This is a genomic window from Dechloromonas hortensis (assembly GCF_009469765.1).
Lineage (GTDB): Bacteria > Pseudomonadota > Gammaproteobacteria > Burkholderiales > Rhodocyclaceae > Azonexus > Azonexus hortensis.
Genome location: NZ_SSSQ01000016.1, coordinates 47,709 through 74,535, shown reverse-complemented (window position 1 = coordinate 74,535; position 26,827 = coordinate 47,709). Strand labels below are relative to the sequence as shown.

The window sequence follows — 26,827 nt, the reverse complement described above, 5'->3', positions numbered from 1 at the left end:
CGGCAGTCATTTGCCGTTCATGGTTATGTCATGTGTTGTACGTAGGCTGTCAGTTCCTTTGACTAAACCGTCAAAAGTCTCTACGCCACAAGACGAAAACCAAAATGGACAAAATCACGTTGAATCACAGGCCATCTATCACGATGCATGGACTGTTCGGCTATGTCTGGTTGAGCATTGAGCTTTTCCTGGGCACTGCAACGCTAGCTAATAATGAATCAATGAAGGAATGAATCGCCCCTGCTTTTGTAGACCGTCATGAGCGTCTACTTAGTGACGTAATTCACTCATCGCACACGAGAATAGCATCGTGTCCCTACACCTAACTGGCCGGTTCAGACAAGAAAGCAGCCAATTACTGCCATCCCATTGAATATCCGCTATTGGCCGGTAGTGTGAGGAAGCCAGCGACCGCTTTGTAGCACTCCACTTCGCAGAAACGGCCTTTGGCTAAATGGCTGCTTAGGAGAAAGCCGACTGGCCGGATTGGGTCGGGTACCGTCCTACGCAGATGACGAAAGCGGCCATTGACTGCCATCAGCGGCTGAGCGGCCGGTAACTGGCGCATTGCAGCCCGGTGCTGGCCTGAGGCCCAAGGGCGGCTTTGGCCGATTAGCTCCCGGTCACACCCCTCGCTGTACGACTGCTCGAATCAGTAATCGGCCGTTGGAGCATCAAGACGGCGAAGGTCCGCAGAGGGTCGGGAGCACGCATTCGCTGGATGGGAAAGCGGCCGTTCGTGGGCTATTAGGAGTTAATCGCTTCATCGAGTGAAGCGATGAAATCGACCAGGGCAGGATCTCGGGCGAGCAGCGCATAGCGATGCATCGCCGCTAGGACCAGGTCCGCATCCGGTAGCCGGCCGTCCATCGCCACCACCGCCCCAAGCGTTGCGTCGGCCGTGCGAGCATTGGCGAATGCCGGCTCGCCGAGCACCAGGCGATACAGCGGCGGCGGGGTGAACTCGAAATCCTCTGCTTGTTGCATGCCTTGCTCCCGATGGGGGTCAAAGGTTCAGCATCCGGGCGACTTTTCGCCCAAGATCGCCGGCCGTGCCATCCTGGCCGAGCTTTTTCGCGAGTTCGCCAATCTCTTCAAGCCCGCCCGTGATATGCCCGATTCCGGCGTCGATGATGCCGTTCCCGAGAAAGTGACTGGCGAGCGCCAGGATCATCACTAGGCCGATAGCGTGGGCAAAGATCCGCCAAATCATCGCCGGCCCTCAAACGTTCTGGCACGCGACTTTGCGCGGCCAGGTGTCGGGATCGGTGACGGTGGCCAGGCGATAGCCGCCGCCTTCAAGGTGCAGCATTTCGTAAGCCATGGGCTTACCATCGGCGAGGCGCGCTTGCATCAAGACAGCCTTTGCGCGCTCCCGGTCGGCGTTGTCGTAGCACACGCGAAGGGGCTGAGCGTGTGCAGTCTTGAAGCGCTCGACGACGTGCCCGATAGCATCGCTATATTGGGCATAGGTCACGGCGCCGGGCTCAGCGGTGGCGGAGCCGGCGAAGAGGATCGCGAAGAGGGTCGTTTTAAGCATGTGCTGCTCCTTGTGTGGTCGTGCGGCCTCGGCCGCCATACCCACTATTCCCACCGGGCGGAAAGCCCGGCGGGGCTGGCTGGCTGCTAGTCTTCGCGGGGGAGCATGATCGTTATCACTGGCTCGCCCTGGTCGCCGGGGCCGACTTGGAGCTTGAAGTCGTGGTACTTGCTCCGCCCTGCGCCCATGATGATGCAGCGGAAAATCACGGTGGATTCGTCGAGCTTGCGGGCCATGGCCTTGGACATGAAAAGCATGTCGTGAAGAATTCCCGCGTAGTCGTTGCAGTAGCGCGGGTTCTCGACGGCCTTTTGCATGATCTCGAAAACGGCGGCGGTGCATGCAATCGGGTGCTTGTAGTGCTGGCGGCAAACCGACGCGGTGTCGCTTTCGTAGTAGCTCAGTTCGATCAATACCCCGTCCTCGATGGCCTGGGCGCGGGTGTAGGTGTGGATGGGCGAACCGAAGAGCTCGAAGAGGTCGGCGGCGGTGTTGGCGTTCGTGTTCATGTAACGATTCCTTAGCGGGTGGCGAGAGAGAGGAAAACCGGGAGAGCGGCAAAGGCTTTGCAGCCGTTCGCCAGGGCGTCGAGGTCTTGGTAGTAGCGGCCTCCGCCAACGTGCCGGGGGCCGAGGGTTGCGCGGTGGCTGGCAACGAACCATTGCCCGCCCAGGACATAGGCCGTGTATTCCACGCCCCGGCGGGTGGTGGTGTAGTACGTCACGCCGTCGAGAGTTTGGGCGGTGATGCCTTCGCTGTTACAAGTGATCTGGATTGCTGCATCCCTGCCTTTGACTTGCGTTTGCGATGGATTCGAGCTGCGCATAGTTACTTCCTCCTTTTCCGTTGATCCGTCTTGCTTGCATTGCCCCTTGCCGCACGGCGGCCGGAAGGGTGAAGCGGAATGAAAGGGAGAAAGCAGAGGCCGCACGCCTCGAAGACCTAGCGCATCGCGCCAGGTCGAAGAGGATCGGGTGAGCATTTCAGGCGTAGCCGGCCCTTTTGTTCTGCGCCTTCCGGCTAAGGTCGGCGTTTAGGGGGCTGCATGCGCTTTAGACGGGTCGGCGGAAAGGTGAGGCGCGGCCGAATTGGTCTGTAGCAAACGCCAAGGGGGCCGAAGCCCCCTTGTTCTGGTTGGCTATTAAAGCCAATGGTCCCAAAACTCGCTTGCTATTTTTGCGCCGCCCCACCGGTCGATTAGATCGAAGCAATCGTTCAAGCTGAAATCCTCTCCAATCGTGCCATAGCAAAAATCGCTGCCGATGGCCGGGGTGAACGTGTAGCCGGCGAGCTTTGCATACCCCTCGCCGTCGAGCTCAAGCAGTCCCTCGCGCAGCAACTCAGCAACCATGCACAGCGACGGAATGAATTCAGCTTCTTCGGAGTTGCCGCCGCTCCCGTCTTCCGCCACTTTGCCGCCGGTTGCCCTGGGGTCCGGCACGATCCAGCCAGTGCTGCCGTACTGATACACAACCATCCGGCCACGCGGGTCTTCCGACAATTGAGTAATGATCTCGTCTTTGGTCATTGCTGGCCGCAACTGCGTTCGAATCGTTCCAACAACAACTTGCCCCGGCGCGAATTTCGAATTGCCGGTGATGTAATACCAACCAGTGCGGGAATGGGCGCAGTAACCCGGCCAAACTCGCCGGCCCTCAATGTCGGAAATTCCGGTGCCGATCTGATGCGAAAAAATCGGCGGCGTTTCAAACCCGCGCAGCATCGTGAACTTTACGAGAACCCTGTCCTCATCGCCCTCGGTTGCCTCTTCTACTGCGTCCACGCGAAATTCAAAGTTCATTGCATCCTCCGTTATTAGTCTTCGCAGTTCCAGAAAACACCAACGGACCCAGCGCCGGCTTCGTGGGCTTTTGCTACAAAGCTGCGCAGTTCCTCGGTTAAATGTTCTGGTTTGATAAAAGCCTCAAATTCGTTGAGGGGTACGTAGCAATCCTCACTCCCAGTGCTTGAAAACCGTCGCGTCTCCGCGTAATCAAACTGTCCGCGCCACGCGGTAAATATGGACGCAACGTCGGCATGATCTGAGCAGTTGCGGCAGTCCACAGGCATATAAGCTTGAAATGAAATATGAAGGTCTGGGCGGATGTTTGATTTTTTCGGCTCGGGCCGTTCTTCGTTCATTTCGCTTTCTCCTGTGTTGTTCCTGGTCACGTATCGCATCAATAGGAAAGGGGCCGAAGCCCCCTTCCCTATCTGCCATAGTCGCGGCCGGTGTCCTTGGTTTTTGCCGGCGCCTCGATCTCCTTGGCCGGTGCTTTTGGCTCGGGGAGCTCTCGCCCGGCGAGCTCCTTGGCTGCCTCTGCCGCCTTGCTCGGCGGTAGCTCTACGCCGCGCTCTACGTCCTTGCGTAGTTCCTGGCGCGTCTCCTTGGCACCTTCCGTGGTCGCTGCAAGCTCCGGGTTGCGCTCGCGCTTCGCCGTGGCGTCGGCGGCCTTTACCTTCGCTTCGAGCTCGCGCTTTGCTTCCCGAATGGCCTTTGCTTGCTCGGCCTTAATCTGAATGCGCGCCGCCACGGATTCGAGCATGCCCGCTTTCTGCCAGTGCTCGCCCTTCTTGAGCGCGCTGTCGATGGGCTTGGCGATGGCCTTGGCTAGTGCGTTGCCCTTCGTCGTTTCCCGAAGAGCGTCGCGCATGCGGCCGGCGGCCTCGGCTTTGAGGCTGCCACCAGATTTGAGGACGCTGGTGCCAATTTTTACGCCGAGGACTTTCTTGTCGACAATCGTGTATTTCGTCGAGGTCGCGCCCAGGTGGTTTAGGTTGCGGCTGGTGGTCGAGCGCTGGGCGGCAGGGTTCAAGGACTTGGCGAGAGTCGTGCCGTTCTTGGTGTTTTGGAAGTACGTGCGCCCCTCGCTGTCCTTCACTGCCTTGTATTCGCCGGCCTTCATGGCTTTGTCGAGTTTCTTACCCTCCGGCAGGCGCTCGCCGGCTTTGTGGGCCTCCAGGGCTTTGCGTGCGAGCTCGCCGTCGCGCTTCACTGCTTCGGCGGGATCTCGCTTCATGGTGCTGGAGAACTTCGGCTGTTCCTTCGCCGGTTGAGCCTTCGCGGCCTTCTCTTTGTCCCAAGCGCTGGCCTGTTTCAGGCGGGCGCGGTCTTCGGTCCTGGCTGCGCTGGCGCGCTCGGCCTTAGCCTCGGCAAGCTGTTTCTCAAGCTTGCCAAGGCGTTCTTGCGACTTCGTTACTGCTTGGTCATCTCGGCGATCAGCCGGGCGATCTCCTGCTCCCTGCCGTCGCAATGCTGAATCTCCGGCGCTCTTAGCTCCCACGTCATCGCGCCCATGGGCTTGCAGTAACACTTCAGCGCCATCGCGTTTTTTTCCTTCTTCGGCACTACGCTGGTGAACCAAATCGATCCGGGACACGTCGCGCATGCGTTCGATTTGCTGGGCTTGTCCGACTCCGGGAGCGCGATCCGCTGCAGCGTCTCGCTGACGTAAATCGGCGATGGCTCGTTGTGCTGCTCGTTGCTGTTCTGGGTCGATTCGTCCGTATCGGTCGGGTTCGGGTTTTGCATTCTGCTGCTCCTTTGCATGGTTGATTTGTGCTTCTGCTTGCTTGTCCTTGGCCTCGGAAAGCTTGGCGCGCTCGGCTTCGATCTTGGTTTCCAGCTTCTTGATTTCAGCGTCGGCGGCACGCACGCGGGCCTCGGCCTGGTCGATGGCGTTTTGGTGCTTCTCGACCTTGGCGAAGTCGCTGCTGCTACCCTTGGCTTGTGAATGGGCGAGCTGCTTCGCCAGACCATCGCGCTGGTCGCGGGTGATGTGCATTTGCACGGTTTCGCGCTGGCGGCTGAGCGCGACATATGCGAGCTCGCGGTGCGCCATCCCGCCGGGGGCATAGTGGGCGCGATCTACCGTCACGCCTTGCGACTTGTGCACCGTCATCGCATAGCCGTGGTCGAGCTTGTTGTACGTGTTCTGGTTGATGGTGACGCGCCGGGCGGTGGCGAGGTCTTCTTTGCCGTCGGCGCCCTTCTTGGCGGTGTCGTCCAGGCGAACGGTTAGCGTGCCGTCTGTGGCCTTTTCGACGGTGCCCGTCGTGCCGTTCCTGACGCGCGGGTTATTCGCGTTTTCGAGGAAAATCACCCGGTCGCCGGCCGCGAATTGACGCTCGCCGCGCTCCGTCGAGAACTTCGCTTCTTCCGGCTGAACGAGGCCGGCCGCTTTTGCCTGCTCGCGGGCAAGCTGGTTAATTGCATGCACTTCTGCATTGGTCTCGGCCAGTGCGAGCGAGGTCTTACCCTCCACCAGGTCGGCAACGGTGCCGGCGGCCATGGCGTTCGTTACAGCGGCACGATCTTCATGCTGATGGAGCCGGCCGCCGGCTTCGAGGTATGCGATGACCTTCTCGCTGCGCCCGGCCTTGGCGTCGTGCACCATGGCCTTCTCTTCGTCGGTTTTCTGCCGGCGAATGTCGTTCATCACCGCAAACTTGCCAATCGCTTCGCGCTGGGCGCGCATGGCGCCGCCCGCATCGACCGGCTGGATTTGCGACGTGTCGCCGACCAAAACCAGCTTCGCGCCGGATTGGTCGACGTGGTCCTGCAGCCGGCTCATAAGCCTCGAATCGCACATGCCGGCTTCGTCGACGACGACGACGGTCTTCGCATCAAGCGCCAGCTTGCCGTTCTCCAGCTTCAACAACGTGGCGTGGATCGTCTCCGACTTGATGCCGCTCGACTGCTCCAGGCCTTCCGCTGCTTTGCCTTGCAAAGCGCACCCACGCACGGTGTAGCCGTCGCGCTCCCAGGCGTCGCGTGCCGCATCCATCATGTATGACTTACCTGCCCCTGCCGTCCCTTCCACAAGTGCGATACGCTCGTCGCCGGTGATGTGGATGAGCGCCGCTTTTTGCTCATCGCTTAGCGTCTTTGCGTCCATCGCGGCGATGAGCGATTGCGCGCCGACGGGGTGGGTATGCTCCTTCGACATGGCGGCCGCACGGTCGGCAATGCGGCGCTCGATTTCGTACATTTCGCGCGACGTGTAGCGGGCGTTTCCGTTCTGGTCGCGGAGCTCAATGAGATCCGGCGAGTTCTTCAAGTTCTCGAAAAGCTGCTCGGCCTGGTCGGCGGAAAGCTTGCCTTGGCATTCCTGATAGATTGCCGCCTCAAGCTGTTGCGGGGTGACGGTGCTTTGCTGGCCGATGACGAGATTCGCCAACTCGGGGAGCTCGGGCATCGGTTCGATTGCGGGCTTTTCGCCTTGGCGCATCGCCTCAATGGCGGCCGGGGTGACGCCGAATTCGGCGCTGGCGGCGCGGGCTTTCTCGAAAAGCTCCGAGCGGTTAACAAGGCCCTTCTCGACGCGGGTCGCCATGGTCGCCGCTTGGCTGGCCTTGCCGCCGGATAGGCCACGTTCCTTCAGTGCAGCCTCGATTTGTTGGCGGCGTTTCGAGAAGTCTTTCTCCAACTGCTTCGGGATCGAGGCGATGCGGAAACTGCTTTTATCTCGCTCGATGGTGAAGCCCATTTGCTGCAAGCGGTCGGCGAAATCGGCGCGGAAATATGCGCCATTGAGCATCATCGAGCGCTTGTCGAAATCGAGATTCCGGCCGTCCGGGCCAATGTTCATCACGATGGCGTGGACGTGCAACTGGGGGTCGCCTTCGCGACTGGTTGAATGCTCGTAAGTCGCGGCCGTGAGGCCGCCGGTGTGCGGGCGCTTCTCCGTGCCGTCGTGGCCGTATTGGCAGCGATACGAACCGTCACGGCCCATCTTTTCGATGGTCTTTGCAACCGACTCGTGCATGGCATCCGAGATCGCTTTCTGCGTCGCCGGGTCGGCGTTGGCCCAAGCCAGGCTAACGGACTTCGGAGCACTAAAGCAAAGGTCTTCACCTGGCTTGTGGGCGGGGCCGTGGCGTGCTGAAAGCACTTCGCCCGTCTTCGGGTGATAGCCCTGCATGATCTGCGTGAGCTCGCCCTTTTCGATCTTGCCGGCAAGTTCAAGCTCTTCCGCTTGCGCACCCACCCAGCGGCCGGGAGGCTCGCCGCCATTGTCGTAATAGTCCTCGCGGGCAAGGTTTTCGTAATACTTATCCGCACCGCTACCCGCTGACAAACTCTTGCTCGACAACATGCTGATTGCTCCGTTTTGGCTTTCCCTCCTTCTTGTCGTCGGGCGCGGAAAAGAAAAACCCGGCGCTCGGCCGGGTGCGGGATTGGGTGGCTCGCGGGTTAGTTGCTTGGGCTCTGGCTCTGGCTCTGCCCCGGCTCGCCATAGACAGCTTTGAGCTGATCCGTTTTGGCAATTCCGATGACCGGAACGCGTGCATTGCTGATAGCGGCGAGGACCGTATCAAGGTCGGAATCGAGCAGGCCGCGTGCGGCCAATGCGTCGAGAATTGCTTTCGACTTCTTCTGCGTTTCACGCTCCTTGGCGGCTTTGATTGCGGTGTCAATCTGCTTCAACTGGTTGAGCAAGTCAGTACGTTTTGCTTCGAGGGCTTCGATGGTTGGGGTGCGGCTCATGGGTGCTTCTCCTTTTCGGTTTGGGTGATGGTTACGTATGCGTGTCGGCGGAAATCACTGGTTGTACAAACCCGGCGGCGGGGTCATGCCGGCCCAAGCGTATTGGTCTGGTTTGACGTTTGAATCCCAGCCCACCGCATCAACAATTCGCTGCAGGTTTCGTCGGTAAAAATCCTCCCTTTCGGGGCGCGGCTGTTCGTCCGTTTCGCGGTATTCGTCGAAGACCGTACCGGGGCGGCAGCGGCGGAATGTCTCCGCTTTTGGCTCTGCCGGTGGGGTCGGCGCGGGGGCCGGTCGGGGTGCGGCCGGCGGTGCCGCCGAGCGCGCCAGGTGGTCGAAGATTTTCCCAACGCTGGCGACGAGGTATTTAAGCGTTTCGTCGGTGCGTTCCAGCGCGGTTTGGGTGCGCTTCTGGCCGGCATAAAGGTCCGCCATAGCCTCGCCGATTTCGTTCAGGCCGGGGCCGTCTTGGGGGGTATTGGAGGACACGCCCGCCCCTCCGGGGGCTGGGTTGCCGAGACGGCTTTCGAGGTCGTCGAGGCGTTCAAGGATCGCCGACAAAGCGGCCGATTCCATGGCGCCGGATTCGGTGCGAGCGCCGATATTGAGAGCTGCGGTTACAACGAATTCGGACACGGTTACGCCAATCGTTTCAGCATCACGGACGATCCGCAGGTATTGCTCATCGGTGCAGCGAGCGCTCAGTTTCTTGCCTGCCATTTCTGCTCTCTCCTTGCCTTTTGGTTTCCGTCGGACGTTTGTCGGACATGTAGGCTTATGGAGTGCAGCGGAAAAACTGGCGTCGGACACGGGAAGCCCTGGAAACGCTTGGTTTCCGGCCGTGCCTGTCGGACAGTGTCGGACACGCTGCCGAACCGGGAAAACCACGGCGCTATGCGGGCTGCGGAGCGGTTTTTCATCGGTTGTCGTCAGACAACTGATAAGGCAGGTGTGTTTATTATTTGCTTTTGAGTCCCGCTGTGTTTTGTTGCTCGTGAAGTCTTCTCCCCTGTCCCGGCTTGTTGCCGGTCCAGCCCCTTTGCTCTCGAGTTGGATCAGCGAGGGATTAGCCTGAAAAGAAGAGGATGGAGGCAAAGAAAAGCCGGCTCGTTGGCCGGCTTGGCGGAATACCCGCCCCGCTCGCTGGCGGGGCTTCCTGATTACTGCTTCGGCGGAGCAGTCGGCCCCGGTTGCGGGCTCGGCTGCGGCGTCTGGGGAGTGGCGCGAAGGATGCCGCCCTGCGGAACTTTCGGAGCTCCAGCAGGAGTCCCTCCTGGCGCTTTATTTGGCGCCCCGCCCGGTGCCTTGCCAGCACCTCCGGCGAGGCTGTTCAATACCCGCGCAGTCTGGCTCATTGTGGTCTTTGCCACGCCGTCACCCATGCCCTTCGCCATGGCCGCTGCACCGCTGGCGACCGCCGTCGCGGCCCCCTTGCCTACCAGGCCGGCCGCCGGCCCAAGTGCTCGCCCAGCGGCTCCGCCAACACTGCCCGCCGCTGCTCCGATCACCCCAGCAACAGCCCCGCCGTCGACTGAAAATCCTCCGAAAACAGCTTGCACGATGCGCGGGATCGAGAGCAGCACGAGGCAGCTCAGCGCATAGACACAGATCATGCCGAGCATGCCCCCGACCACCGGAAGGAACTGGTTGTCCGCATTCATTTTCGCGGCCGTTGAATTCACCGCTGCTTGCAAAATTCCGCTGTCACCCAACAAGATTTGGAGGAAAACGCTGCAGCCGACCGCCGTAAGGCCGGACTGCACGGCCAGATTGACGGCGTTGTAACTCCACGTTTTTGAAATTGGATACATTGCGAGGGCTAGCGGCGCGAACACTGCTGCCAGGACCAGTGCGGTGTCGGCCAGCAGGGGCGTCGCGATAGCCACCAGGGCGGTAGCCACGCCTGCGCAGACACTAACTATGCTGAATGCCTTGATGGCGAGGTCGACCCCAAACGAGGAAAGAGCGTCGAAAATCATGCTTAGTCTCCTTTTATTTACCGGCTTGCTGGTTCTGGTAGGGGGCGCTCGGTCCGTAGGGCTCGGTCATGGCGGTCAAAATTCGCTGCTGGAACGCTGCATTAACCGACTCCATCCTCTCAACGGTTTTCTTCATCAGCGTCGCCGGCGGGCCGGCGAAATCTGGCGCCACCAGCCCGGCAACCTTTGCGCGCATTTGGAGAATGTCGTTCTTTATACCGACGACTCGGCAGCCGTCTTTGCCGCTTGGATTGACCAGCCACACGACAATAAACAGCGGCAGGCATGTGCTGATAAGTTGACGGCAGCCGCGTACCAGATCGTCGTGGAAGAGCATGTGCACAATCGAAAGGCCGACCGCGAGGCCGATGGTATAGGGCAGGATCGAGGACCAGGCAAAGCCGCAGATTGCAGCGATGGACTTGTCGACGCTTGAGTACAACGCGACTGCCATCGCAGCCACGGTTTGCATGAGTGTGTCGTACATTGCACCTCCGAGGGGTAGTAACTTGGCCGCCGATCTGGCCCGCCTTACTCTCTTCTCCCTGCGCTCGGAAAAAACAAAACCCGGCGTTCGGCCGGGTTCTGGTTGGGGTGGTTTGAGAGTCGTTACGCGGGCATCGGCTCGGCGGTTTCGGTCTTCGGCTTGCGGGCTTTCGGGACGAAGCGTTCGGCGACTTCTTCACCGTGGACGATGGGGATATTCACGACGCACGGCGGGGTATCGCCGACCAAGTTGAGATAGCCGACGAGATTTTTGAGCCCCATTACCTCTGCGCTCATCACGACCCGTTGCGTGGTGTATTGAACGCTCTGGCTGTGGCTCACGTCGCTGCCATTGCTGCTCGTCGAGTGGTTCACGCGTTGAATGTCCTGCTCGCCGAAAATTGAGCTGAAATACTCAGCCGTCTCCGGGTCCGGGGAGCGCAAGATAAGCTGCGTACCCAAGCAATTCAGCAGCGTTTTGGTCAGTTCGCGGCCGTATGGGCTGAAAATCTGGCTGACTGATTGAACGCCGAGAATCACCGCCGCGCCGTACTTGCGGCCCTTCGCCAGTAGGTCGGACAGGGCGCCGATATAGCCCAGCGTCGCGAACTCGTCCAGGGCGAACCAAACCCGGCGCGTGCTGCTCGGCTTCAGTTCCATCACGGCACTCGCGGCAACGTCGAGGACGGTGGCAATGATGGGTTTCAGGGACGTGAATTGCGGGTCCGTGAAGCTCAGGAACAGCCAGCCGGCGCCGTCGTTGGCGACGAACTTCCGAACGCTAAATGCATCGATGCCGGCGGCGGGGTCGAGGTACTGATAGCACTTAATCTTGCTCGACACGATGCCCATGATGGACCCCAACATGCGCTCATTACCGTCGGCAAAGAGGCCAACCGCCGGGGTGCCGTCGATGAACTCTTTGAGCTCACTATGCGACGCTTGCGTGAGCAAACGCATTAGCTCGCCATTGTTGCCATCAGTCGCCCAGAGCTTGGCCAGGGCGGCGGAGAGCAGGGTTTGAGCGTAGCCGTTCCATTCTGCGGCCGAGCCCTCCCCGTCCGGGCAAATGCTCTTTGCGATGCGCTCCGCGTCCCACTCACCCTGCATTTCGGCGAGGGGGCTCCAGGACACGCTGCGGGCGTCGAACGGGTTGAGGATTACGTCGCCTTCACGGAGATAGCGACTCACGAATTCCCCTCCCACGTCGGACACGACTGCCCTCTGACCGACTTCGCGAACCGGGCCGAGGATTTGGTGAAAGGTCTGGGATTTACCCGTACCCGGTGCGCCGGCCAGGAGGAAGTTAGTCGGCTCGAAGCGCTTCGGAATGGCAACTTGGCCGATGGCGATATTGCTCTCTTCATTCTTCAGTAGAGCTTGAACTTCGCGCACGTCGGCGAGCTGATTGCCGCGAAGAACGGTCGGGCCGTCATTATTCCGACTGAAGCCCCCGGTCTTTTTCAGAATCCACGTCCAGCCGCCCATGAGCAGCAGCGCGTACACAGCAAATGCGTTGAGGAATCCGGCCGGCGTAATGAGCGCCAGGGCGGCGGCGATGCCGGCGAGGATGCCGTACTGCGCTTTCAGCGAAAGCTGAATTAGCGCGCGAACGCCTGCTTTGAGCCCCCACAAACCGCCGGCAAAGATACCGACCCCGATGAGGAGGGCGAGAAGTCCTTTATCCATGTGTGTTTCTCCTTGAATGGTTGATGTTTAGCGACGTTGAATTGCGTTGCGACGACCAGCATCGGCGAGCCGGTCGAGGCGAATGGTCTTGATGTAGGCAACCCCGAACGGCAGCGCCAGGGCGCCGAACAGGCCGCCGAGCAGGCTGTTGAATGGCCAGGCGTCGAATGACGCTGAGAGCGTCGGCGACTCTTTAGCGATCCCCGGCCGCTTTGCAGCGATCTCGGGCAGCACCAGCGGCCCAACAACCGGCAGGCGGGCAATCTGGAGCTTCAACACCGCCTCCGGCGGAATCAATCGCCGGGCCGATTCGGGAAGGAGTTGATACGACGCAATAGCGGTCAGCAGCACGCCCAACACGAAGCCGACCAGGGCGAGGTACAGCGCGACCCGGGTACTAGCTGCGGCGTCGTCGAGGGCTTGTTTGGTCACTAGCATTTGCTTACTCCTTTCTTGTTCATGTCTTCTATTCGCTGGTAGCGGAAGGATTTAGAAAAGGCCGAGCTGCCCGAGATTGGGCAGCTCGGCGACGTGCGGGATGCGGCTTTTCTTCGCCTTCGGCTCGGTCGGCCGGGCGGGCATTGAGAAGGCCGGCAACTCAAAGCAGCCCTGCCCTGCCCCAGGGTCGAGCAAACTCAACAAAGTCAGGCATTGCGCGACCATGTAGCGGCCATTCCGGTCCGTCATGCCGAGCTTGTCGCTGGCTACCTCAACGCTGTCGCCGTTGACGATCAGCGAAGCGAATGCGCGGAGCGAGGACGGCAGCAGAGCCAACTTTTCAGCGATCTTCTTTTCGCTACCCGAACGCCAGGCCGCCGGCTCTTCTTCGTCGTCGTGGTCGTCGGCAGCAAGCTCCGGCGCGTCCTCGGCGTCGAGCTCGATGCCGTAGCGGCATTGGCTCGCAGCTTCGCTCAGTGCAGCGCGGTAGCGCACTTCAGCAAAGGTTCTCAGCGAGGCGTTACGGCTCGGGTCGAAGCGGCGAGCGGCTTCGACAACAGAGCATGCATACATACCCTGCGCCTCGTCCGCGTCAATGCCGTGCATTGCGCCAAGGCGAATAGCAATGCGCTTGTTTGCTTCGACCAGGGCGGTGATTTCGGCCTGGCTGAACTCGGTGGCGGTGCTCATTTCGCACCTCCAGCCAGTCGCTCGGCCAGGCGCTCGGCGAGCTCGTTGGCGGTGACGTAGTAGCGCCCGGCGTCAGGCTGGGGAATCAGGCAGGCGGAGGGAAACTTGGCTGCAACAATGTTTTTAGCATGTTGCAAAACATCGGCGGTATGCATGAACGGACCTCGGGCTGGGAAAAATAAAACTCCAGTCCGCCGGCGCCTTGGGTGGCGCTACCTCGCAGCTGCAAGGGGTTCGGTGCGTTCGCGATCAAATCGATCAGCGCATCTAGTATGCCATGGTATGCCATTGCACACAAGCCCACGATGACAATCATTTAAATATCGTAACGCTATTTATTGCATGTTGTTTGCCAATCGTTTTAATTGCCATACACTAGCCACACACCATCACTCAGAGGTCATCATGATTGTTAGCGTTTTGAATACCAAAGGCGGCGTCGGTAAAACCACGATTGCGGTGAATCTCGCCATTGCCCAGGCCCTCGCCGGCCGCAATGTTTGGCTGATCGATGGCGACCGCCAGGCGACCGCACAGCAGGCAATCGCCCAGCGCATCGAGGCCGGGCAGCAGCCAGCTTTGGCTGTGTCGCACTACGCAGAAGGGCCGATGCTTCGCGCCCAGGTGCAACAGCAAGCCGGGCATTTCGATGATGTTGTAATTGATGCCGGTGGACGCGATTCGACGGCTCTACGCGCCGCGCTGATGCTGTCGGATGTTGTTGTTATCCCCTTCCAGCCCCGCAGCTTCGATGTCTGGGGGGTTGGCGACATGGCAGAGATCGCGAAGGAAGCGCTGAGCATGCGCGACGGTCTGAAGCTCTTCGCAGTGCTCAATGGAGCTGATGCGAGCGGGAAGGACAATACCGAGGCGGCGGAGGCTGTCGCGGAGCTTTCGCCGCTGGTTTACCTGCCGACGGCTATAGGCCGCCGCAAGGGCATTGCCGAGGCTGCAGGCAGTGGTTTGTCTGTTCTTGAAGTGCTTGGCCAGGCGAAGGCCAAGGCAGAGATTGCAGCGCTAGTAGCTGCAGTTTTTAGCAAGCAGTAAAATAGCAGCCGACTATTGGAGAGCAATCAAATGACAATCAAAAAGCCTGTCAAAACGACGCCTGACATGTTTATCAGCGGCGCACCGGATGCGAAGCCGGAGGCCGAGGCGAAGCTGGCACCTGGGCCTTCGACGATCCGTGGTAAGAAGCAGATTATTACTGTTGGCTTCTCACCAGAACTGCTCGCGAAGATTGACGCGGCGGCGGCTGAGAATGGCATTAGCCGGGCGGCCTTTATTAATCTTGCGTGCTCTCAGGCGACTGCAAAGCATTAGATTGGTCAGTGCCAATGAAAAAGCCGCCTGCGGGCGGCTTTGCTATTCAAAAGATATCGTTTAAATATCTTTTTGATTGTCATTTGATAGTTTATACTTATTTAAACACTATCAAGGGGATTGTCATGAAAGACCTGAAACTGCCCAAGAAAGCCGCCGCCTTGTACGCCGCCCTTGAGGCCGGCGAGACGCTGACCGGTGGCGAACAAGCAAGCCTCCGAGACGCCCTGGACAAGCTGCTTAAAAAAATCAGAGGCATGCTTTTTGCCGACCCCAGCCCCGAGTACAGCGAGTGGATCGCCAGGCAGCAGTCTTACACCGGCAAGGTCGTAGAAGCGCTTGCTCAAGCGCACTTTGCTCGATTGCGATCCCGCCCGGGAATCTCTTAACCCTCGCCATGCACCAGTCTGACCTGGCGCAAAGCACCGGCTAAACCGGTTGTTATCCACGCCCCGCCGGTGACGGCGAGCCGCCAGGCGAGTTAGGCCGGGCTCACTCTATGGAGCAGAGGCCGGTCGGGGTGTGGGTAACACACCTCCGTTCATCCTTCTATCTCGTGTTTTCTTTCGCCACTAAGCCCTTTGAACTGCACTAAATGCGCTTTCGATTCTGTTGGAAAAATATTGCAGTGCCATTTGCGCAAGCTCGTGGGGGATGCGAGTTTCAATCCGTTTCCCCAAGTGATCGCTTGGAGGCTGGTACTCTCGGTCAGAATCGATCACAGCAATTACTTCAAGGCGTGCAGGCGTAAACTTGACGATCAGGTTGCCAGTTGTCACAAGTGACTCTGGTTGTTTGTCGCCCGAAATGCTACCTCGCACAATTGTTCCACCGCCTTCTCCCCCTGTAACCGTGGTATGTGAGCCTTTGGTTTCGACTATCTGGCGAATGGAGTGCTGGTTACAATTTCTGGCGTGAAGAACATACGAAATCAATCCGTCACTGCGCAGATCGTGAGTCATCTGATCTAAATACCTTTGCGCCCTAGGGTTGCCTTTTAGCGCGTTAAGGCATTTGTTTCTCGACGTAATCAGGTATCCGAGGCAGTCTTTCCAGGCCTTCTCATAGGCGTCCATAGTCACTGCTGAAGCCATTTGGTTTACGGACTCTTGAGCATACTCGAGCTCTTTCAAAACCATCTTCAAAACTTCCCGATTTTCCACTGCCCGTCTTCCTTGACTACGGTCACTAGGTCGTCTTGCTGCTTTCCAGCGGTCGTCGTAATCGTAGCGACGTAACGAACCGACCTCTCGGCCCTCTCCCTCTCCACGAGCTTGAAATCAGCAATGGCGCCGGTGCGATAGTACGGTTGCAGGTTGGCGTTATTGACGCCTCCCATGAGCATGGCGAAGCTATGCATGTCTTTGGATAGTGACTCTTCAACGGCAAGGTGTTTGCCGGCTTTGAGGTTGTCTAGCAGCCTTTTGGCTGCAACGTCTGGGCCGTCCGAGCAGGCAGACAAAGCAAACAGGAACACAACAAACAGGTAACGCATCACCTTGCCTCACGCCAAATAGGTGCTGACGGTCGCCTTCAGCTTGTCGGCGTGAGTGTAAATGTCGTCCAGGTCGGAAAGCTGCACCTTCTCTTCATCCTTGCCGACCATCAGCCCCAACGCCAAGCGTTCGGCATTGTTGAAGCGGAGGCGGCAGATCGGTTTACGGTTGTTATCGTCGAAGAGGATCGCACAGTAGCTTTGCGCATCGCGCATGAAAACACGCTTCGACGGCACCAGTTCGCGCAGAATTGAACGAACGATGTAGAAGCCTTCGAGCTCTTGGGCTGTCGTTTCGACCGCCGGGCCTTCACTGCCCTCTTCGCTACTCGCTGCTGCCGGCGTTGCAGCAGCAACGGAAACCGGAGTGCTGGGGATGGAGACGCCGCTGTCCGGAGTCATGGCGACGCGCAGGCGGTCGTTGATGCGGTCGCCAATGAGTTGCTGGAAAGCCCGCTTTGTAATCTGGGTGAATTGCTCTTTGACCGCCGGCGTAAAGCGCTTGCCGCCGAGCAAATCGGCAGATACCAGGCGCACAAGGTCTTCTGACGGATTGTTTAGCCAATCTGAAAGCAGGTTCTGAATCGAGCGCGTGTACTTGAGGTCGTTCGCGGTCGTCAGGATTGAGTCGACATCGAATGCAGCCTTGGCGAATTTCTTCAGCTCTTCAACGTCCTGCTCTTTGAAGTCGAGGATGTTGAACTCCAAGAACGGCTTCTCGTCCATCTTGTTCGGCTGATCGAGGTCAGTGAAGAAGCGATAGACGAGGCCATTGGTCAGCACGCCAAAGCGGGCCTCGGTAACGTGGAAATAGCGGAATAGCTGGCCGGCGTGGCTGATATTCAGATCGCCACCACATTTCTTGCACTCAAAGAGAACGATGGGCTTGCCGTCTTTGAGGATTGCGTAATCGACTTTCTCGCCCTTCTTCAGGCCAACGTCAGCAACCAGTTCAGGGGTAACTTCGAGCGGGTCAAACACGTTGTATCCGAGCGCTTGGATGAACGGCATGATCATCGCATTCTTCGTTGCTTCTTCGGTCTGAATCAAATCCTTGGTGTTTGCAATACGAGAAGACAACGCGCGCAGCTGGTCGATGAAGTCCATGAAATCCCCTTAATAGTTGTTTGGCGTATGACTTTCGGATGTTATCCCAAAATTTGAGATGGCCGCCAATCTGCCGCTAGCTGTGATCTCTCTGTAGGTTGTTCACTCGGGGCGTCTCCCCGGAGAATTGGAGGCGCCCACCATACAAGCCTCCGAGGCCCCGAATGAACATCCATAAAAATGCCCGATTAACGCCGCAAGATCGAGCCCTTCTTGTGCGCCGAATGCTCGCTGGCGGTCTGCGAGTCGAGGAAGCCGCTCACGCCAGTGGCGTCAGCGTACGAACTGCCTACAAATGGCTTCGGCGGGCCGGCCTTATGCTCGATCTCGACATCAAGAAGCCCGGGCGCTTTCAGCGGCCGGGGCATCGGGTCACCGGGGACCGCACCCAGAGCTCGCCCCGGGCCGGCTGGGAAATCGTCCATGTCGCCCTCGACGACCATTCGAGAGTCGCCTTTGCCGATATCCAGCCTGACGAAAGTAGGCGCAGCGCGTGCCGGGCCTTACTGTCGCCCCTCCGTTACTACCGCTCGTTCGGCATCGCCTTCCGGCGGGTTCTGACCGATAACGGCGGGTAAATTGCTTCAGGTGAGTCCGATTGATAGACGAAGAAGAACCATTGACGCTTCTGAAAAATCACCACGAAAATGGTCGAAGCATGATGTTATTTGACATATTTGTTACTTAATATCATAAAACATCTCATATCTTTGCTTACTATTCATCCGCAATTAGCCATTTCCGCTAGTTCAGGTGAGCTATTTTGAGCTGGCTTGAAACATATCATCGCGTCAGGTGAGCCGTTTTGATAGATCAACCGGATAATCTGCCACATCATTTTGACGGGATAAGTTCAAGAATCCGGTCAATATCCTGGCTGACCAGCCCAGTCCGGTAATCGATCAGTACAACCCTCGGGGAGCCGTGAGTGTAGTTGCTTGCAACATCGTCAACGGCAATCCAATCTGTCATCCCGTTGGCCTGCAACCATGCCTCAACCTCTCGTTCGCGACCACGATATTCATATCGATATTCGGGAATTTCCGGTGTCACGCCGGCAAAGCGATCCCTGAACTCTGGACGACCGCGAAACAGCATCTCGCTCAGTTGTTCGGCCGAATGTTTTAAGCGCCAATCCGATGTCACCACCAAGCGAGCTGCAGGACGTGCGAGCAGGATCGCATGCAAAATCGGCAGCGAACAGAACAATTGTTCTGCTGTTGCTGGTTCCGGATGCAATACTCCATCGAAGTCCAACATGATGATCATGCTTTGCAACTCAATTCCAGGTGACTTTGTTCAAGAGTATGCATCACACCCTTTCCTATGGTCGTTTGAACGCAAGACCTGCCCAATTTAGCTTGTGGGTAGCTGGGTAACAAACCACCCTTGCTTGCATTCCCATCTTCCGCCCGTTTCGGTAACTTCAAATAGCATTCGGCCAATATACTGTATAACCCACTGTATGCGTCTAGTGCCATTTACAGCCATCCACACCGTGTGGCACACGGTGCCCCGGACAGTGCTCCACACGGTGTGGTTACAACAGGACTTGCATCCGCCCCGCTTCGCGGTGGTTGCGCCCCGCTGGGGCGTTGCTACGACCCCAACACGCACAAGCCAGTCGACAAGAATCTCCGACGGCCTAGGCGGCTTCAGGTCGCGCATATCAAGCTTGCCGGCATTGCGGAGCACTCTTCATGCTGCGTCCTCAACTTTTTCAAGCATTAACGCCAGTTCGTCGGGCAATTCTGTATTGAAAATGGCGCGATAAGCTTCAGTAAAAGCTTGCTTTCCAGCATCCAGTGCAACTTTGAGTCGTTTCTCTTGGTTGAAAGTTGCGCCCTGAATCCGATTCATAATTGCCGTTCTTGGATCGCCGTAGTTAGTCCATTCCTCGTCGGTATTGAAATGCTTGTTGGCTGCCGGCTCCTGTAGCGTCCCAGCATTCGCCTTCTCGACGACCGACTGCCAAAACGCCCCGGTGCTGCGGATCTTGCGCGGCTCCGACCCGGCTATCGCCGCGACTGCCCGGTCGGCAGCTTCTTTGTTCTTAGCTGCTTTCAAGACAGTCTTCAAAATGGCGACTACATCTCCATCGCTCCACCCTGCATTTTGGAGTCGCGCTTTTGCCTTTGTCTTTTCTTCTTCATTAAAAACAACTCCATCCCCATCCTCGCCTTTATCGCTTTTTGTCTTTGGCGAAGGCGAAGGCGAAGCCGGAGCGGGTTGAGTGGAGTGAAGTGAACTAGAGTGAAGTAGAGTAAAGTCGAGTACACAGGAAGTGCTTGATTGCAATGAGAAAGCCTTTGCAAGTTCGGTGAACTTTGTATTGAGAAGGCGTTCAAGGTCACGCTTTACCGCGTTTTTTAGACGCCGAGATTGGATTTCGAGTGCCGCGCCAATGGCGTCGAGTTGCTGGTTCTTGTAGTCAAGTTTGCCTGGCATGGAAAGCCAACCAACAACCCGGTATTCTCCCGTCGACCAATCGACATCGACAATGCCGCGCTTCGCGACGTTGGCAACGCCCTGGGCGGCGGCGGCGCTAGTCTGTGCAGTCATCTCCGCAAGCATCGAGACGTTCAGCACGCCGATACCAGCCGCCGAGATATGCTCATTGCAAACCAGTGCCAAGGCAATCGCGGCATCGGAGACCATCACCTTGCCGCCGCGGGGGGGCAAGCTAGAAATGAGGTTAAGCCGCACCGCAAGGCTTGGGACTAGCTCACTAGCTTCTGCACGTAAGCGCTCCATGCTTTCGCGGACATGCGCAGAGCGGACGTTCTTGGTGTTCTCCTTTGCATGCTTTGCAAACCAGCTTTGGCCTCTGATGTTGTTGACCTCGAAGAAGTCAGCAGGAAATACTTCAAGCGTATGCTCGTCGAAAACAACCCGGCCGAGCCCATCCAAAACCTTCAATCCCGCCACTGCGACGTTGTGTTCGAAGCCGATAAGTGTGGCGGCAAGGGGATCGAAGTACGTGACGCCGGAGGCTTTCCGATATGGATGTACAGTGCAGCAAGCCAGCAATACGCGGTAGTCACAAGCCAGTCCGAGGACTGCGGGCTGGCGGAATAAATCCTTACGGGCGAGACAAATATCCATTACGCCACCCCGCACTTCTGGTCGATCCAAGCACTAACTGCCCGCTCGGACCAACGCGCAGCGGACTGTTGCGCAGAACCGCCGATTTTTACAGGAGCAAGGAAGTTCCCGCATTTGATCCAGCGGTAAATAGTCGCGCGGCTGACTTTCAGGCGCGCACACACGTCCTCGATAGTAAGAAACTCATTTGCCATTTTTGCCTCGTATTCATAACGAGACTGCGCAAAAACTTAGGCTGGCGTTGAGGCGGGGCGCGCAGCCCCTTTTAACCCGGCCTCAGCGCCAGGCGGCGCGAGGGACGGGAAGGAGGCGCGAGGCTAAGCAGACGTGCGTTAGCCTTGGCTGGGGCGGTTCCCCTGGGGGAACCGGCTGGAGGGACTGGGATTGATTGCTGGCATTCCTTAACAGCATGCACAGGAGCGAAGCCACGGCGGCCGATAGCCATGCTGGCACGATGACGAGTTGGCTAACGCCATAGCCCGCGATTGCCTTCGGCGCGAAGAGTAATGCATTAACGTCATGCACAGCCGCAAAGCCCAGCCGAGCATCATTACGGGCAGAGATGCCTTGGCGGATTCGCTGAGCAAGTTGGAGATGTGCATGACGAGAGTGCATGAGACAAATTGTGCCACACCCACGTACGCAAAACAACAAATATATTCACACAATCAACGACTTGCGCTATATCCGTATGCAACATCTCTGCGTTGCATGAACCTATAAGCCAGGGGTGAGGGTGTTTCACCGGTTCCCCTAGCGGCTACCCAAAGAGCCCTAGAAAGCAAAAAGGCCAATCCAAAGATCGGCCTAGGTCATTACCTGTTTGTACATTGTCTTGTACATCACTGGAGCACAAAAAGAAAAAAGCCACTATAATCAGTGGCTTAGTTCAATTAAATGGCGGAGAGGGTGGGATTCGAACCCACGGTACCTTGCAGTACGCCTGATTTCGAATCAGGTACATTCGACCACTCTGCCACCTCTCCGCGGGAGCGAAATAATAGCACAACAAATGCGTCTGAAAATAGCCCTGTTACTGATTACTTTTTGTTTTTTTATCGCCGGCTGCGGCGAAAACGCTTCGCGCCTGCCATTTCCGACACCTGCCCAGCATGACCTGGTCGTTCTAACGCAAGCCGGACCGCTGACTTATTCGAATGACGACAACGGTAATGGCGGCGGACTGGAGCGCGACCTGATCGAAACCTTCGCCCAGGAACTCGGCGTCGGCGTCAAATACATCGTCGCCCAGCCCAATGAACTGGCGGACCGCCTGAACCGCAGCGATTACCACATCGCTGCGGCCTGGCTGTCACCGAGCAGCGACCCGCAAACCCAAGCCACCCCGCCGATTTTCCAGACCCGCGACCTGCTCGCCCAGCACGACGCCTCGCTGCCCCTGACCGAGGTCGCCCAACTTGGCGGCAAGACGGTCCATGCCATGGCCGGCACGCGGCAGGCCGAGACCCTGCGGCGCCTGGCCCGGGAAATTCCCGAACTCAAGGTCGTCGAAGTCGGCCAGGGCGACGTTCTCGATTTGCTCGAATCGCTGGGTAACGGCAAGGTTGAATATGCGGTGATGGATGCCAATCTGGAAGACATCGCCAGCCAGTTCGTGCCGACCCTGCGCACGACGCTGAACCTGAGTCTGGAACTCCCCATCGTCTGGCAACTGGGGCGCCACCCCAATGTCGAACTGGCGGCCCGCGCCAGTGCCTTCATCGAGCGCGTCCAGCGCGACGGCACGCTGGCCCGGCTGGAAGATCGCTATTTCGGCCACGTGCACCGCCTGAACCAGGGCGATGTCGTCAAGTTCCTCGGCGAGATCGAAACCACGCTGCCCAAACTGCGCAAGCATTTCCACGTCGCCGAGTCGATTACCGGCATCGACTGGCGGCTGATTGCCGCGGTCGCCTATCACGAGTCGCACTGGGACGCGAACGCCACCAGCTATACCAACGTGCGCGGCATCATGATGCTGACCGAAGAGACGGCCGACCGCCTCGGGGTCAGCAACCGCCTCGACCCGCGCGAGAGCATCGTCGCCGGCGCCCGCTACATCAATCTACTGAAGGACCAGCAGTCCGAGGATGTCGCCGAACCGGACCGGACCTGGCTAGCCCTCGCCGCCTACAATATCGGGCCGGGGCATTTCAATGCCGCCCGCCGGCTGGCCAAGCATCTGGGGGCCGATGCCGGTGCCTGGTTCGAGATGAAGCGCATCCTGCCGCTGCTCGCCCAGCCGAAATACTACGAGAAGATCAAATCAAGCCGCGCCCGCGGCGGCGAGGCGGTCATCCTGGTCGAGAACATCCGCAGCTACTACGATATTCTGGTTCGCCACGAACCCGCCGCTCAGGCTGCCCCACCCCGCCTGAGTCTGCAGGGCGAAACGCGGGGCCTGCACCTCAAGCGCTGAGTTTTTCCAGACCGCCCATGTAAGGACGCAGCACGGCCGGGATGGTGACGCTGCCGTCGGCATTCTGGTTGTTCTCGAGAATGGCGACCAGCGTCCGGCCGACGGCTAGGCCGGAACCGTTCAGCGTATGGCACAGCTCCGGCTTGTTCTTGTCGTTGCGGAAACGGGCCTGCATGCGGCGGGCCTGGAAGGCGCCGAAGTTGGAGCAGGACGAAATCTCGCGATAGGTGTTCTGGGCCGGCAGCCAGACTTCGAGGTCGTAGGTCTTGGCGGCGGAAAAGCCCATGTCGCCGGAACAGAGCGCCATGCGGCGATACGGCAGTTCCAGCTTTTCGAGAATGATTTCGGCGTGGCGGGTCAGCGCCTCATGCGCCTCGGCCGATTGCTCCGGATGCACGACCTGGACCAACTCGACCTTGTCGAACTGGTGCTGGCGGATCATGCCGCGCACGTCGCGACCACCGGAACCGGCTTCAGAACGGAAGCACGGCGTATGGCAGACGAACTTCAGCGGCAGCGCCTCGGCAGCGAGGATCTCGTCGCGGACGATATTGGTCACCGGCACTTCGGCGGTCGGGATCAGGTAGAGCGGGTCCTGGTCGCCGCGCAGCACCTTGAACAAGTCTTCCTCGAACTTCGGCAACTGGCCGGTGCCATGCAGGCTGGCCGCATTGACCAGGTACGGCGCATAGAGCTCGGTATAGCCGTGCTCGGTGCCGTGCGTGTCGAGCATGAACTGGGCGAGCGCCCGGTGCAGGCGAGCCAGGCCGCCCTTGAGCAGCGAAAAGCGTGAGCCGGAAATCTTGGCGGCGGTGGCGAAGTCGAGCTGGCCAAGGGCCTCGCCGACATCGGTATGATCCTTGACCTCAAAGTCGAAAGTGCGCGGCGTGCCCCAGCGCTTGATTTCGACATTGCCGCTTTCATCGCTGCCGACCGGCACCGACTCGTCCGGAATGTTCGGCAGCGCAGCCAGGATGGCATTGAACTTGTCGAGCAGTTCGCCGAGGCGGGCTTCGGAAGCCTTCAGCTCGTCGCCCAGCGCCCCAACCTCGGCCATCACCGCGGAGGCATCCTCGCCCTTGCCCTTGAGCATGCCGATCTGCTTGGACAGCGCATTGCGCTGGGCCTGCAGTTCCTGGGTGCGCGTTTGCAGCGTCTTGCGCTCGGCTTCCAGCGCCTTGAATTCGGAAAAGTCGATCGGCTTGCCGCGCTTGGCCAGGCCTTCGGCCACGGCGTCGAGATTGGTACGAAGTTGTTGGATGTCGAGCATGGTTTTTCCTGTTTTTGTCCGGTCGACCGCAGGATTCAAGGAAAACGCGGCCCCAAAGGGGCAATTATACGCGACGCAGCAGTCGGCCCAAGGCGCCGCCCACCCGGTACAGCACGAAACCGGCCAGCAACAGGAAGAGCGCCAGCAGGCCGAGAAAAAGCAACGGTGAGGCGAGCATCACCGACAAGCCGCCGAGCACCATGCCGTCCTCGCCAAACGAGGCCAGCCAGTTGGAAAACGGTTCCGGCGAGGCATTGATCGCCAAGCGGCTGCTCGCCTTCGCGAAATGCGTGCCGGCGGTAATCGTGCCGCCGAGCAGGCCGGCCGCCACCATCCAGGCCGGATCGACCTCGCCCAGGGCAAAGGCGGCGAGCAAGGCGCCGGCCGGAATGCGAATGAAGGTCTGAAAGGCATCCCACAGTGAATCGAAAGCCGGCACCTTGTCGGCAACCAGCTCAGCCAGCGCCAACACCCCGGCGACGCCGATCACCAGCGGCTGCTGCAGGACGGCCAGCGTCGGTGGCAGCTGCAGGTAGCCGAGGTAAGAGAGCAGCCCGGCCAGGAAAACGACCAGATAGAGGCGCAAACCGCTGGCCCAGGCCAGTCCGGCCGACAGGGCAATGGTCGGCAGCAGATCCATTATTTCTTGCCGGCCTTGCGGTCCAGCTCGCGCAGGTGAGCCAGCTTTTCGCCGATCTTGCCTTCCAGCCCGCGCGGGGTCGGGGCGTACCAGCCCGGCTCCGGCATCCCCTCCGGCAGGTAGCTTTCGCCAGCGGCGTAGGCTTCCGGCTCGTCGTGGGCGTAGCGATAGGCATGGCCGTAGCCGAGTTCCTTCATCAGCTTGGTCGGCGCATTGCGCAGATGCACCGGCACCGGCCGCGAGCCGTCCTTGCCGACAAAGGCCCGCGCCGCGTTGTAGGCGTTGTAGCCGGCATTCGACTTGGCGGCGACGGCGAGGTAGATCACCGCCTGGCCGAGCGCCAGTTCGCCCTCGGGCGAGCCGAGGCGCTCGTAGGTGGCCGCGGCGTCGTTGGCGATCTGCATGGCGCGCGGGTCGGCCAAGCCGATGTCTTCCCAGGCCATGCGGATGATGCGCCGGGCCAGGTAACGCGGATCTGCACCGCCGTCCAGCATGCGGGTCAGCCAGTAGAGTGCGCCGTCCGGACTGGAACCGCGCACCGACTTGTGCAGGGCCGAAATCTGGTCGTAGAAGGCATCGCCGCCCTTGTCGAAGCGGCGCAGGTTCTGCGCCATGGTTTCTTCGATGAATTGACCGTCGACCGCCGGAATCCCTGCCGTATGCGCCGCCGTCCGCACCTGTTCGAGCAAGTTCAGCAAGCGCCGGGCATCGCCATCGGCCAGGCCGACCAGCCGCTCGCGCGCCTCGCCATCGAAGCTCAGGTCGGCCAGCGCCTGCTCGCAGGCGCGATCGAACAAAGCCCCCATCTCGGCCTCGTTGAGCGATTTCAGGACATAGACCGAAGCCCGCGACAGCAAGGCGGAATTGACTTCGAAAGAGGGATTTTCCGTGGTAGCACCGATGAAGGTCAGCAGCCCGGATTCGACGAAGGGCAGGAAACCATCCTGCTGCGCCTTGTTGAAACGGTGGATTTCATCGACGAAGAGAATCGTCCGCTTGCCCTGGCCGCGCCACAGCTCGGCCTGCGCCACCGCCTCGCGCACTTCCTTGATGCCGGAAAAGACCGCCGACAAGGCGATGAACTCGCACTGGAACTGCGTCGCCATCATCCGCGCCAGCGTTGTCTTGCCCACCCCCGGCGGCCCCCAGAGGATCATCGAATGCGGCTGCCCGGACTCGAACGCCAGACGGAGCGGCTTGCCCGGCCCGAGCAGGTGCTGCTGGCCGATTACCTCGTCCGGCGTTTGCGGGCGCAGTTGTTCGGCCAGCGGTGCATGGCGGTCAACGGTGTTTTGGGAGAACAAATCGCTCAAGGGGAATCCTGTCCGGCAGCGCGGCCGACTGAGTGGCTGAACGACAGAGTTTACCGCCTGCCAGCCGCCCGCCCAAGGCCAATACGTTCCAGCGGCCAGCCCCCCGCCATCCATTCGACATGGACTTGCGCCAGCCGTGTGCTACAAAGCAGGATGGGTTCGATGATTTCCGCTCCGATTGCAGGTGGCACTTCAGGAGGCTGCACCATGGATGCTTGGCAAAAGCTCGAAATTGTCAGCAAGGTCGTCGCGGCGATCCTGATTCCGCTGACCATCGCCTATCTGGGCAACGAAGTCGCCACGGCCAACAAGCAACGGGACAGCGAAACCAAGTTTGTCGAAATTGCCACGGCAATCTTGAGCAAGGAGCCGACAGCCGGTCAAACTCAGGACTCGAAGAACCTGCGCAAATGGGCGGTCGAAGTCATCGACCGCTTCTCCGGCGTGCCGATGCCGCGCGAAACCGCCGAAGCACTGATCCAGACCACCGCCTTGCCGCAGGTCGGCAATGCCGCTGTGCCGACCGAGAGCCAGCCCGACGCGCCCGGCACCTGGGGTGTGGTCTTTGGTGGCGATCCGACGCTGGATGCCGCGAAGTTCGAGGTCACCAAGACGGCGGAAAAAATGGGCATCGGCCCCGGCGTCATCTTCCGGCGCTCCGGCTCGTTTCGCAGCGTCAAGGTCTACGTTTCCCGCGCCGAAGCCGAAGACGCCGCCGGCAAGGCACGCGCCGTCCGCCCCTCGGCCTATGTCGTCAACATGAGCATCTGGTGCCCGACCAGCACCGAAAAAGGCGGCTACTTCGAATGCAGCGCCCCCTAAGAAGCAAAACTTGAATAATTG

30 protein-coding genes, 1 tRNA gene and 1 pseudogene are annotated in these 26,827 nt (G+C 59.4%); 6 read left to right on the top strand and 26 right to left on the bottom strand.

What is annotated here, in order from left to right; genetic code table 11:
* Positions 1-747 precede the first annotated feature (747 nt).
* The 16 genes from GH663_RS19230 to GH663_RS19155 form a co-directional block, all read right to left on the bottom strand.
* On the bottom strand, positions 748-987 hold the full coding sequence (locus GH663_RS19230; protein ID WP_153133215.1) for a hypothetical protein: 240 nt from the start codon (positions 985-987) through the stop codon (positions 748-750).
* A 19-nt stretch (positions 988-1,006) separates the two neighbouring features.
* Positions 1,007-1,213 carry a hypothetical protein gene (locus GH663_RS19225; protein WP_153133214.1) on the bottom strand — a complete coding sequence of 69 codons (207 nt, stop codon included), beginning with the start codon at positions 1,211-1,213 and terminating at the stop codon, positions 1,007-1,009.
* Positions 1,214-1,222: 9 nt separating this feature from the next.
* The gene (locus GH663_RS19220; RefSeq protein ID WP_153133213.1) at positions 1,223-1,540 is read right to left on the bottom strand and encodes a hypothetical protein; all 318 of its coding nucleotides are present in this window, start codon (positions 1,538-1,540) and stop codon (positions 1,223-1,225) included.
* 86 nt (positions 1,541-1,626) lie between these two features.
* Positions 1,627-2,049 carry a DUF6573 family protein gene (locus GH663_RS19215; protein WP_153133212.1) on the bottom strand — a complete coding sequence of 141 codons (423 nt, stop codon included), beginning with the start codon at positions 2,047-2,049 and terminating at the stop codon, positions 1,627-1,629.
* Between the two features lie 11 nt (positions 2,050-2,060).
* A complete protein-coding gene (locus GH663_RS19210) occupies positions 2,061-2,366 on the bottom strand; it encodes a hypothetical protein (RefSeq protein ID WP_153133211.1) in 306 nt (101 codons plus the stop codon).
* Between the two features lie 315 nt (positions 2,367-2,681).
* Entirely contained in the window at positions 2,682-3,341 is a 660-nt protein-coding gene (locus GH663_RS19205) for a hypothetical protein (RefSeq protein WP_153133210.1), read from the bottom strand.
* Between the two features lie 14 nt (positions 3,342-3,355).
* Complete coding sequence (locus GH663_RS19200; RefSeq protein ID WP_153133209.1) at positions 3,356-3,682, bottom strand: hypothetical protein; 327 nt, start codon at positions 3,680-3,682, stop codon at positions 3,356-3,358.
* Positions 3,683-3,750: 68 nt separating this feature from the next.
* Complete coding sequence (mobF, locus tag GH663_RS19195) at positions 3,751-7,638, bottom strand: MobF family relaxase (RefSeq protein ID WP_153133208.1); 3,888 nt, start codon at positions 7,636-7,638, stop codon at positions 3,751-3,753.
* A gap of 98 nt (positions 7,639-7,736) precedes the next feature.
* On the bottom strand, positions 7,737-8,030 hold the full coding sequence (locus tag GH663_RS19190) for a hypothetical protein (RefSeq protein WP_153133207.1): 294 nt from the start codon (positions 8,028-8,030) through the stop codon (positions 7,737-7,739).
* Between the two features lie 54 nt (positions 8,031-8,084).
* Positions 8,085-8,750: a plasmid mobilization protein gene (locus tag GH663_RS19185; RefSeq protein ID WP_153133206.1), complete on the bottom strand. Its 666-nt coding sequence runs from the start codon at positions 8,748-8,750 to the stop codon at positions 8,085-8,087.
* A 440-nt stretch (positions 8,751-9,190) separates the two neighbouring features.
* Positions 9,191-10,009 (bottom strand): hypothetical protein, encoded by an 819-nt coding sequence (locus GH663_RS19180; protein ID WP_153133205.1) that lies wholly within the window; start codon positions 10,007-10,009, stop codon positions 9,191-9,193.
* A gap of 13 nt (positions 10,010-10,022) precedes the next feature.
* Complete coding sequence (locus GH663_RS19175; protein WP_153133204.1) at positions 10,023-10,496, bottom strand: hypothetical protein; 474 nt, start codon at positions 10,494-10,496, stop codon at positions 10,023-10,025.
* Between the two features lie 122 nt (positions 10,497-10,618).
* A complete protein-coding gene (locus GH663_RS19170) occupies positions 10,619-12,184 on the bottom strand; it encodes a type IV secretion system DNA-binding domain-containing protein (protein WP_153133203.1) in 1,566 nt (521 codons plus the stop codon).
* A 27-nt stretch (positions 12,185-12,211) separates the two neighbouring features.
* Positions 12,212-12,622 carry a hypothetical protein gene (locus tag GH663_RS19165; protein ID WP_153133202.1) on the bottom strand — a complete coding sequence of 137 codons (411 nt, stop codon included), beginning with the start codon at positions 12,620-12,622 and terminating at the stop codon, positions 12,212-12,214.
* Between the two features lie 51 nt (positions 12,623-12,673).
* On the bottom strand, positions 12,674-13,312 hold the full coding sequence (locus GH663_RS19160; RefSeq protein WP_153133201.1) for a sigma-70 family RNA polymerase sigma factor: 639 nt from the start codon (positions 13,310-13,312) through the stop codon (positions 12,674-12,676).
* Positions 13,309-13,467, bottom strand: a complete 159-nt coding sequence (locus tag GH663_RS19155) for a hypothetical protein (RefSeq protein WP_153133200.1) — start codon at positions 13,465-13,467, stop codon at positions 13,309-13,311. Before GH663_RS19155 ends, GH663_RS19160 begins: the two co-directional genes overlap by 4 nt.
* A 250-nt stretch (positions 13,468-13,717) precedes the next feature.
* Here GH663_RS19155 and GH663_RS19150 point away from each other — a divergent pair, with 250 nt between their 5' ends.
* Genes GH663_RS19150 through GH663_RS19140 form a run of 3 tightly spaced genes read left to right on the top strand, consistent with a single transcriptional unit; the run spans position 13,718 to position 15,024 of the window.
* Entirely contained in the window at positions 13,718-14,359 is a 642-nt protein-coding gene (locus tag GH663_RS19150) for an AAA family ATPase (RefSeq protein WP_153133199.1), read from the top strand.
* A 30-nt stretch (positions 14,360-14,389) separates the two neighbouring features.
* Positions 14,390-14,635, top strand: a complete 246-nt coding sequence (locus tag GH663_RS19145; RefSeq protein ID WP_153133198.1) for a CopG family transcriptional regulator — start codon at positions 14,390-14,392, stop codon at positions 14,633-14,635.
* 14 nt (positions 14,636-14,649) lie between these two features.
* A complete protein-coding gene (locus GH663_RS19140) occupies positions 14,650-15,024 on the top strand; it encodes a hypothetical protein (RefSeq protein ID WP_153133197.1) in 375 nt (124 codons plus the stop codon).
* A gap of 183 nt (positions 15,025-15,207) precedes the next feature.
* Here the strand turns inward: GH663_RS19140 and GH663_RS19135 are convergent, their stop codons facing one another.
* From GH663_RS19135 to GH663_RS19125, 3 genes are read right to left on the bottom strand one after another with little or no spacing between them, the layout of a single operon-like run.
* Positions 15,208-15,798, bottom strand: a complete 591-nt coding sequence (locus GH663_RS19135) for a hypothetical protein (RefSeq protein WP_153133196.1) — start codon at positions 15,796-15,798, stop codon at positions 15,208-15,210.
* Positions 15,777-16,130 carry a nuclear transport factor 2 family protein gene (locus GH663_RS19130; protein ID WP_153133195.1) on the bottom strand — a complete coding sequence of 118 codons (354 nt, stop codon included), beginning with the start codon at positions 16,128-16,130 and terminating at the stop codon, positions 15,777-15,779. Before GH663_RS19130 ends, GH663_RS19135 begins: the two co-directional genes overlap by 22 nt.
* 9 nt (positions 16,131-16,139) lie before the next feature.
* Positions 16,140-17,237, bottom strand: a complete 1,098-nt coding sequence (locus GH663_RS19125; protein WP_153133194.1) for a type I restriction endonuclease — start codon at positions 17,235-17,237, stop codon at positions 16,140-16,142.
* Positions 17,238-17,401: 164 nt separating this feature from the next.
* Between GH663_RS19125 and GH663_RS19120 the strand changes: the two are divergent.
* A pseudogene (locus GH663_RS19120) lies at positions 17,402-17,809 on the top strand (leucine zipper domain-containing protein); the annotation flags it as partial.
* Between the two features lie 262 nt (positions 17,810-18,071).
* On the opposite strand, the gene GH663_RS19115 reads toward GH663_RS19120, so the two are convergent.
* The 4 genes from GH663_RS19115 to GH663_RS19100 form a co-directional block, all read right to left on the bottom strand.
* Positions 18,072-18,506, bottom strand: coding sequence for an HAD domain-containing protein (locus GH663_RS19115; RefSeq protein ID WP_153133193.1), 435 nt, complete (start codon positions 18,504-18,506; stop codon positions 18,072-18,074).
* 429 nt (positions 18,507-18,935) lie between these two features.
* Positions 18,936-20,342 carry a hypothetical protein gene (locus tag GH663_RS19110; protein WP_153133192.1) on the bottom strand — a complete coding sequence of 469 codons (1,407 nt, stop codon included), beginning with the start codon at positions 20,340-20,342 and terminating at the stop codon, positions 18,936-18,938.
* Complete coding sequence (locus GH663_RS21460) at positions 20,342-20,536, bottom strand: helix-turn-helix transcriptional regulator (RefSeq protein ID WP_153133191.1); 195 nt, start codon at positions 20,534-20,536, stop codon at positions 20,342-20,344. The genes GH663_RS19110 and GH663_RS21460 overlap by 1 nt, the downstream gene beginning before the upstream one ends.
* A gap of 704 nt (positions 20,537-21,240) precedes the next feature.
* Positions 21,241-21,328 (bottom strand) — tRNA-Ser (locus GH663_RS19100).
* A 26-nt stretch (positions 21,329-21,354) separates the two neighbouring features.
* Here GH663_RS19100 and mltF point away from each other — a divergent pair.
* A complete protein-coding gene (gene mltF / locus GH663_RS19095) occupies positions 21,355-22,761 on the top strand; it encodes a membrane-bound lytic murein transglycosylase MltF (RefSeq protein ID WP_153133190.1) in 1,407 nt (468 codons plus the stop codon).
* Here mltF and serS read toward each other — a convergent pair.
* The 3 genes from serS to GH663_RS19080 all read right to left on the bottom strand — a co-directional run bounded on the left by serS (position 22,751) and on the right by GH663_RS19080 (position 25,984).
* Positions 22,751-24,031, bottom strand: a complete 1,281-nt coding sequence (gene serS / locus GH663_RS19090; protein ID WP_153133189.1) for a serine--tRNA ligase — start codon at positions 24,029-24,031, stop codon at positions 22,751-22,753. The two genes, mltF and serS, sit on opposite strands and share 11 nt — an antisense overlap.
* 64 nt (positions 24,032-24,095) lie before the next feature.
* Positions 24,096-24,671, bottom strand: a complete 576-nt coding sequence (locus GH663_RS19085) for a DUF4126 domain-containing protein (RefSeq protein ID WP_246181647.1) — start codon at positions 24,669-24,671, stop codon at positions 24,096-24,098.
* Positions 24,671-25,984, bottom strand: coding sequence for a replication-associated recombination protein A (locus tag GH663_RS19080; protein ID WP_153133188.1), 1,314 nt, complete (start codon positions 25,982-25,984; stop codon positions 24,671-24,673). Before GH663_RS19080 ends, GH663_RS19085 begins: the two co-directional genes overlap by 1 nt.
* Positions 25,985-26,191: 207 nt before the next feature.
* Here GH663_RS19080 and GH663_RS19075 point away from each other — a divergent pair, with 207 nt between their 5' ends.
* Positions 26,192-26,806 carry a hypothetical protein gene (locus GH663_RS19075; protein WP_153133187.1) on the top strand — a complete coding sequence of 205 codons (615 nt, stop codon included), beginning with the start codon at positions 26,192-26,194 and terminating at the stop codon, positions 26,804-26,806.
* Positions 26,807-26,827: the final 21 nt, after the last annotated feature.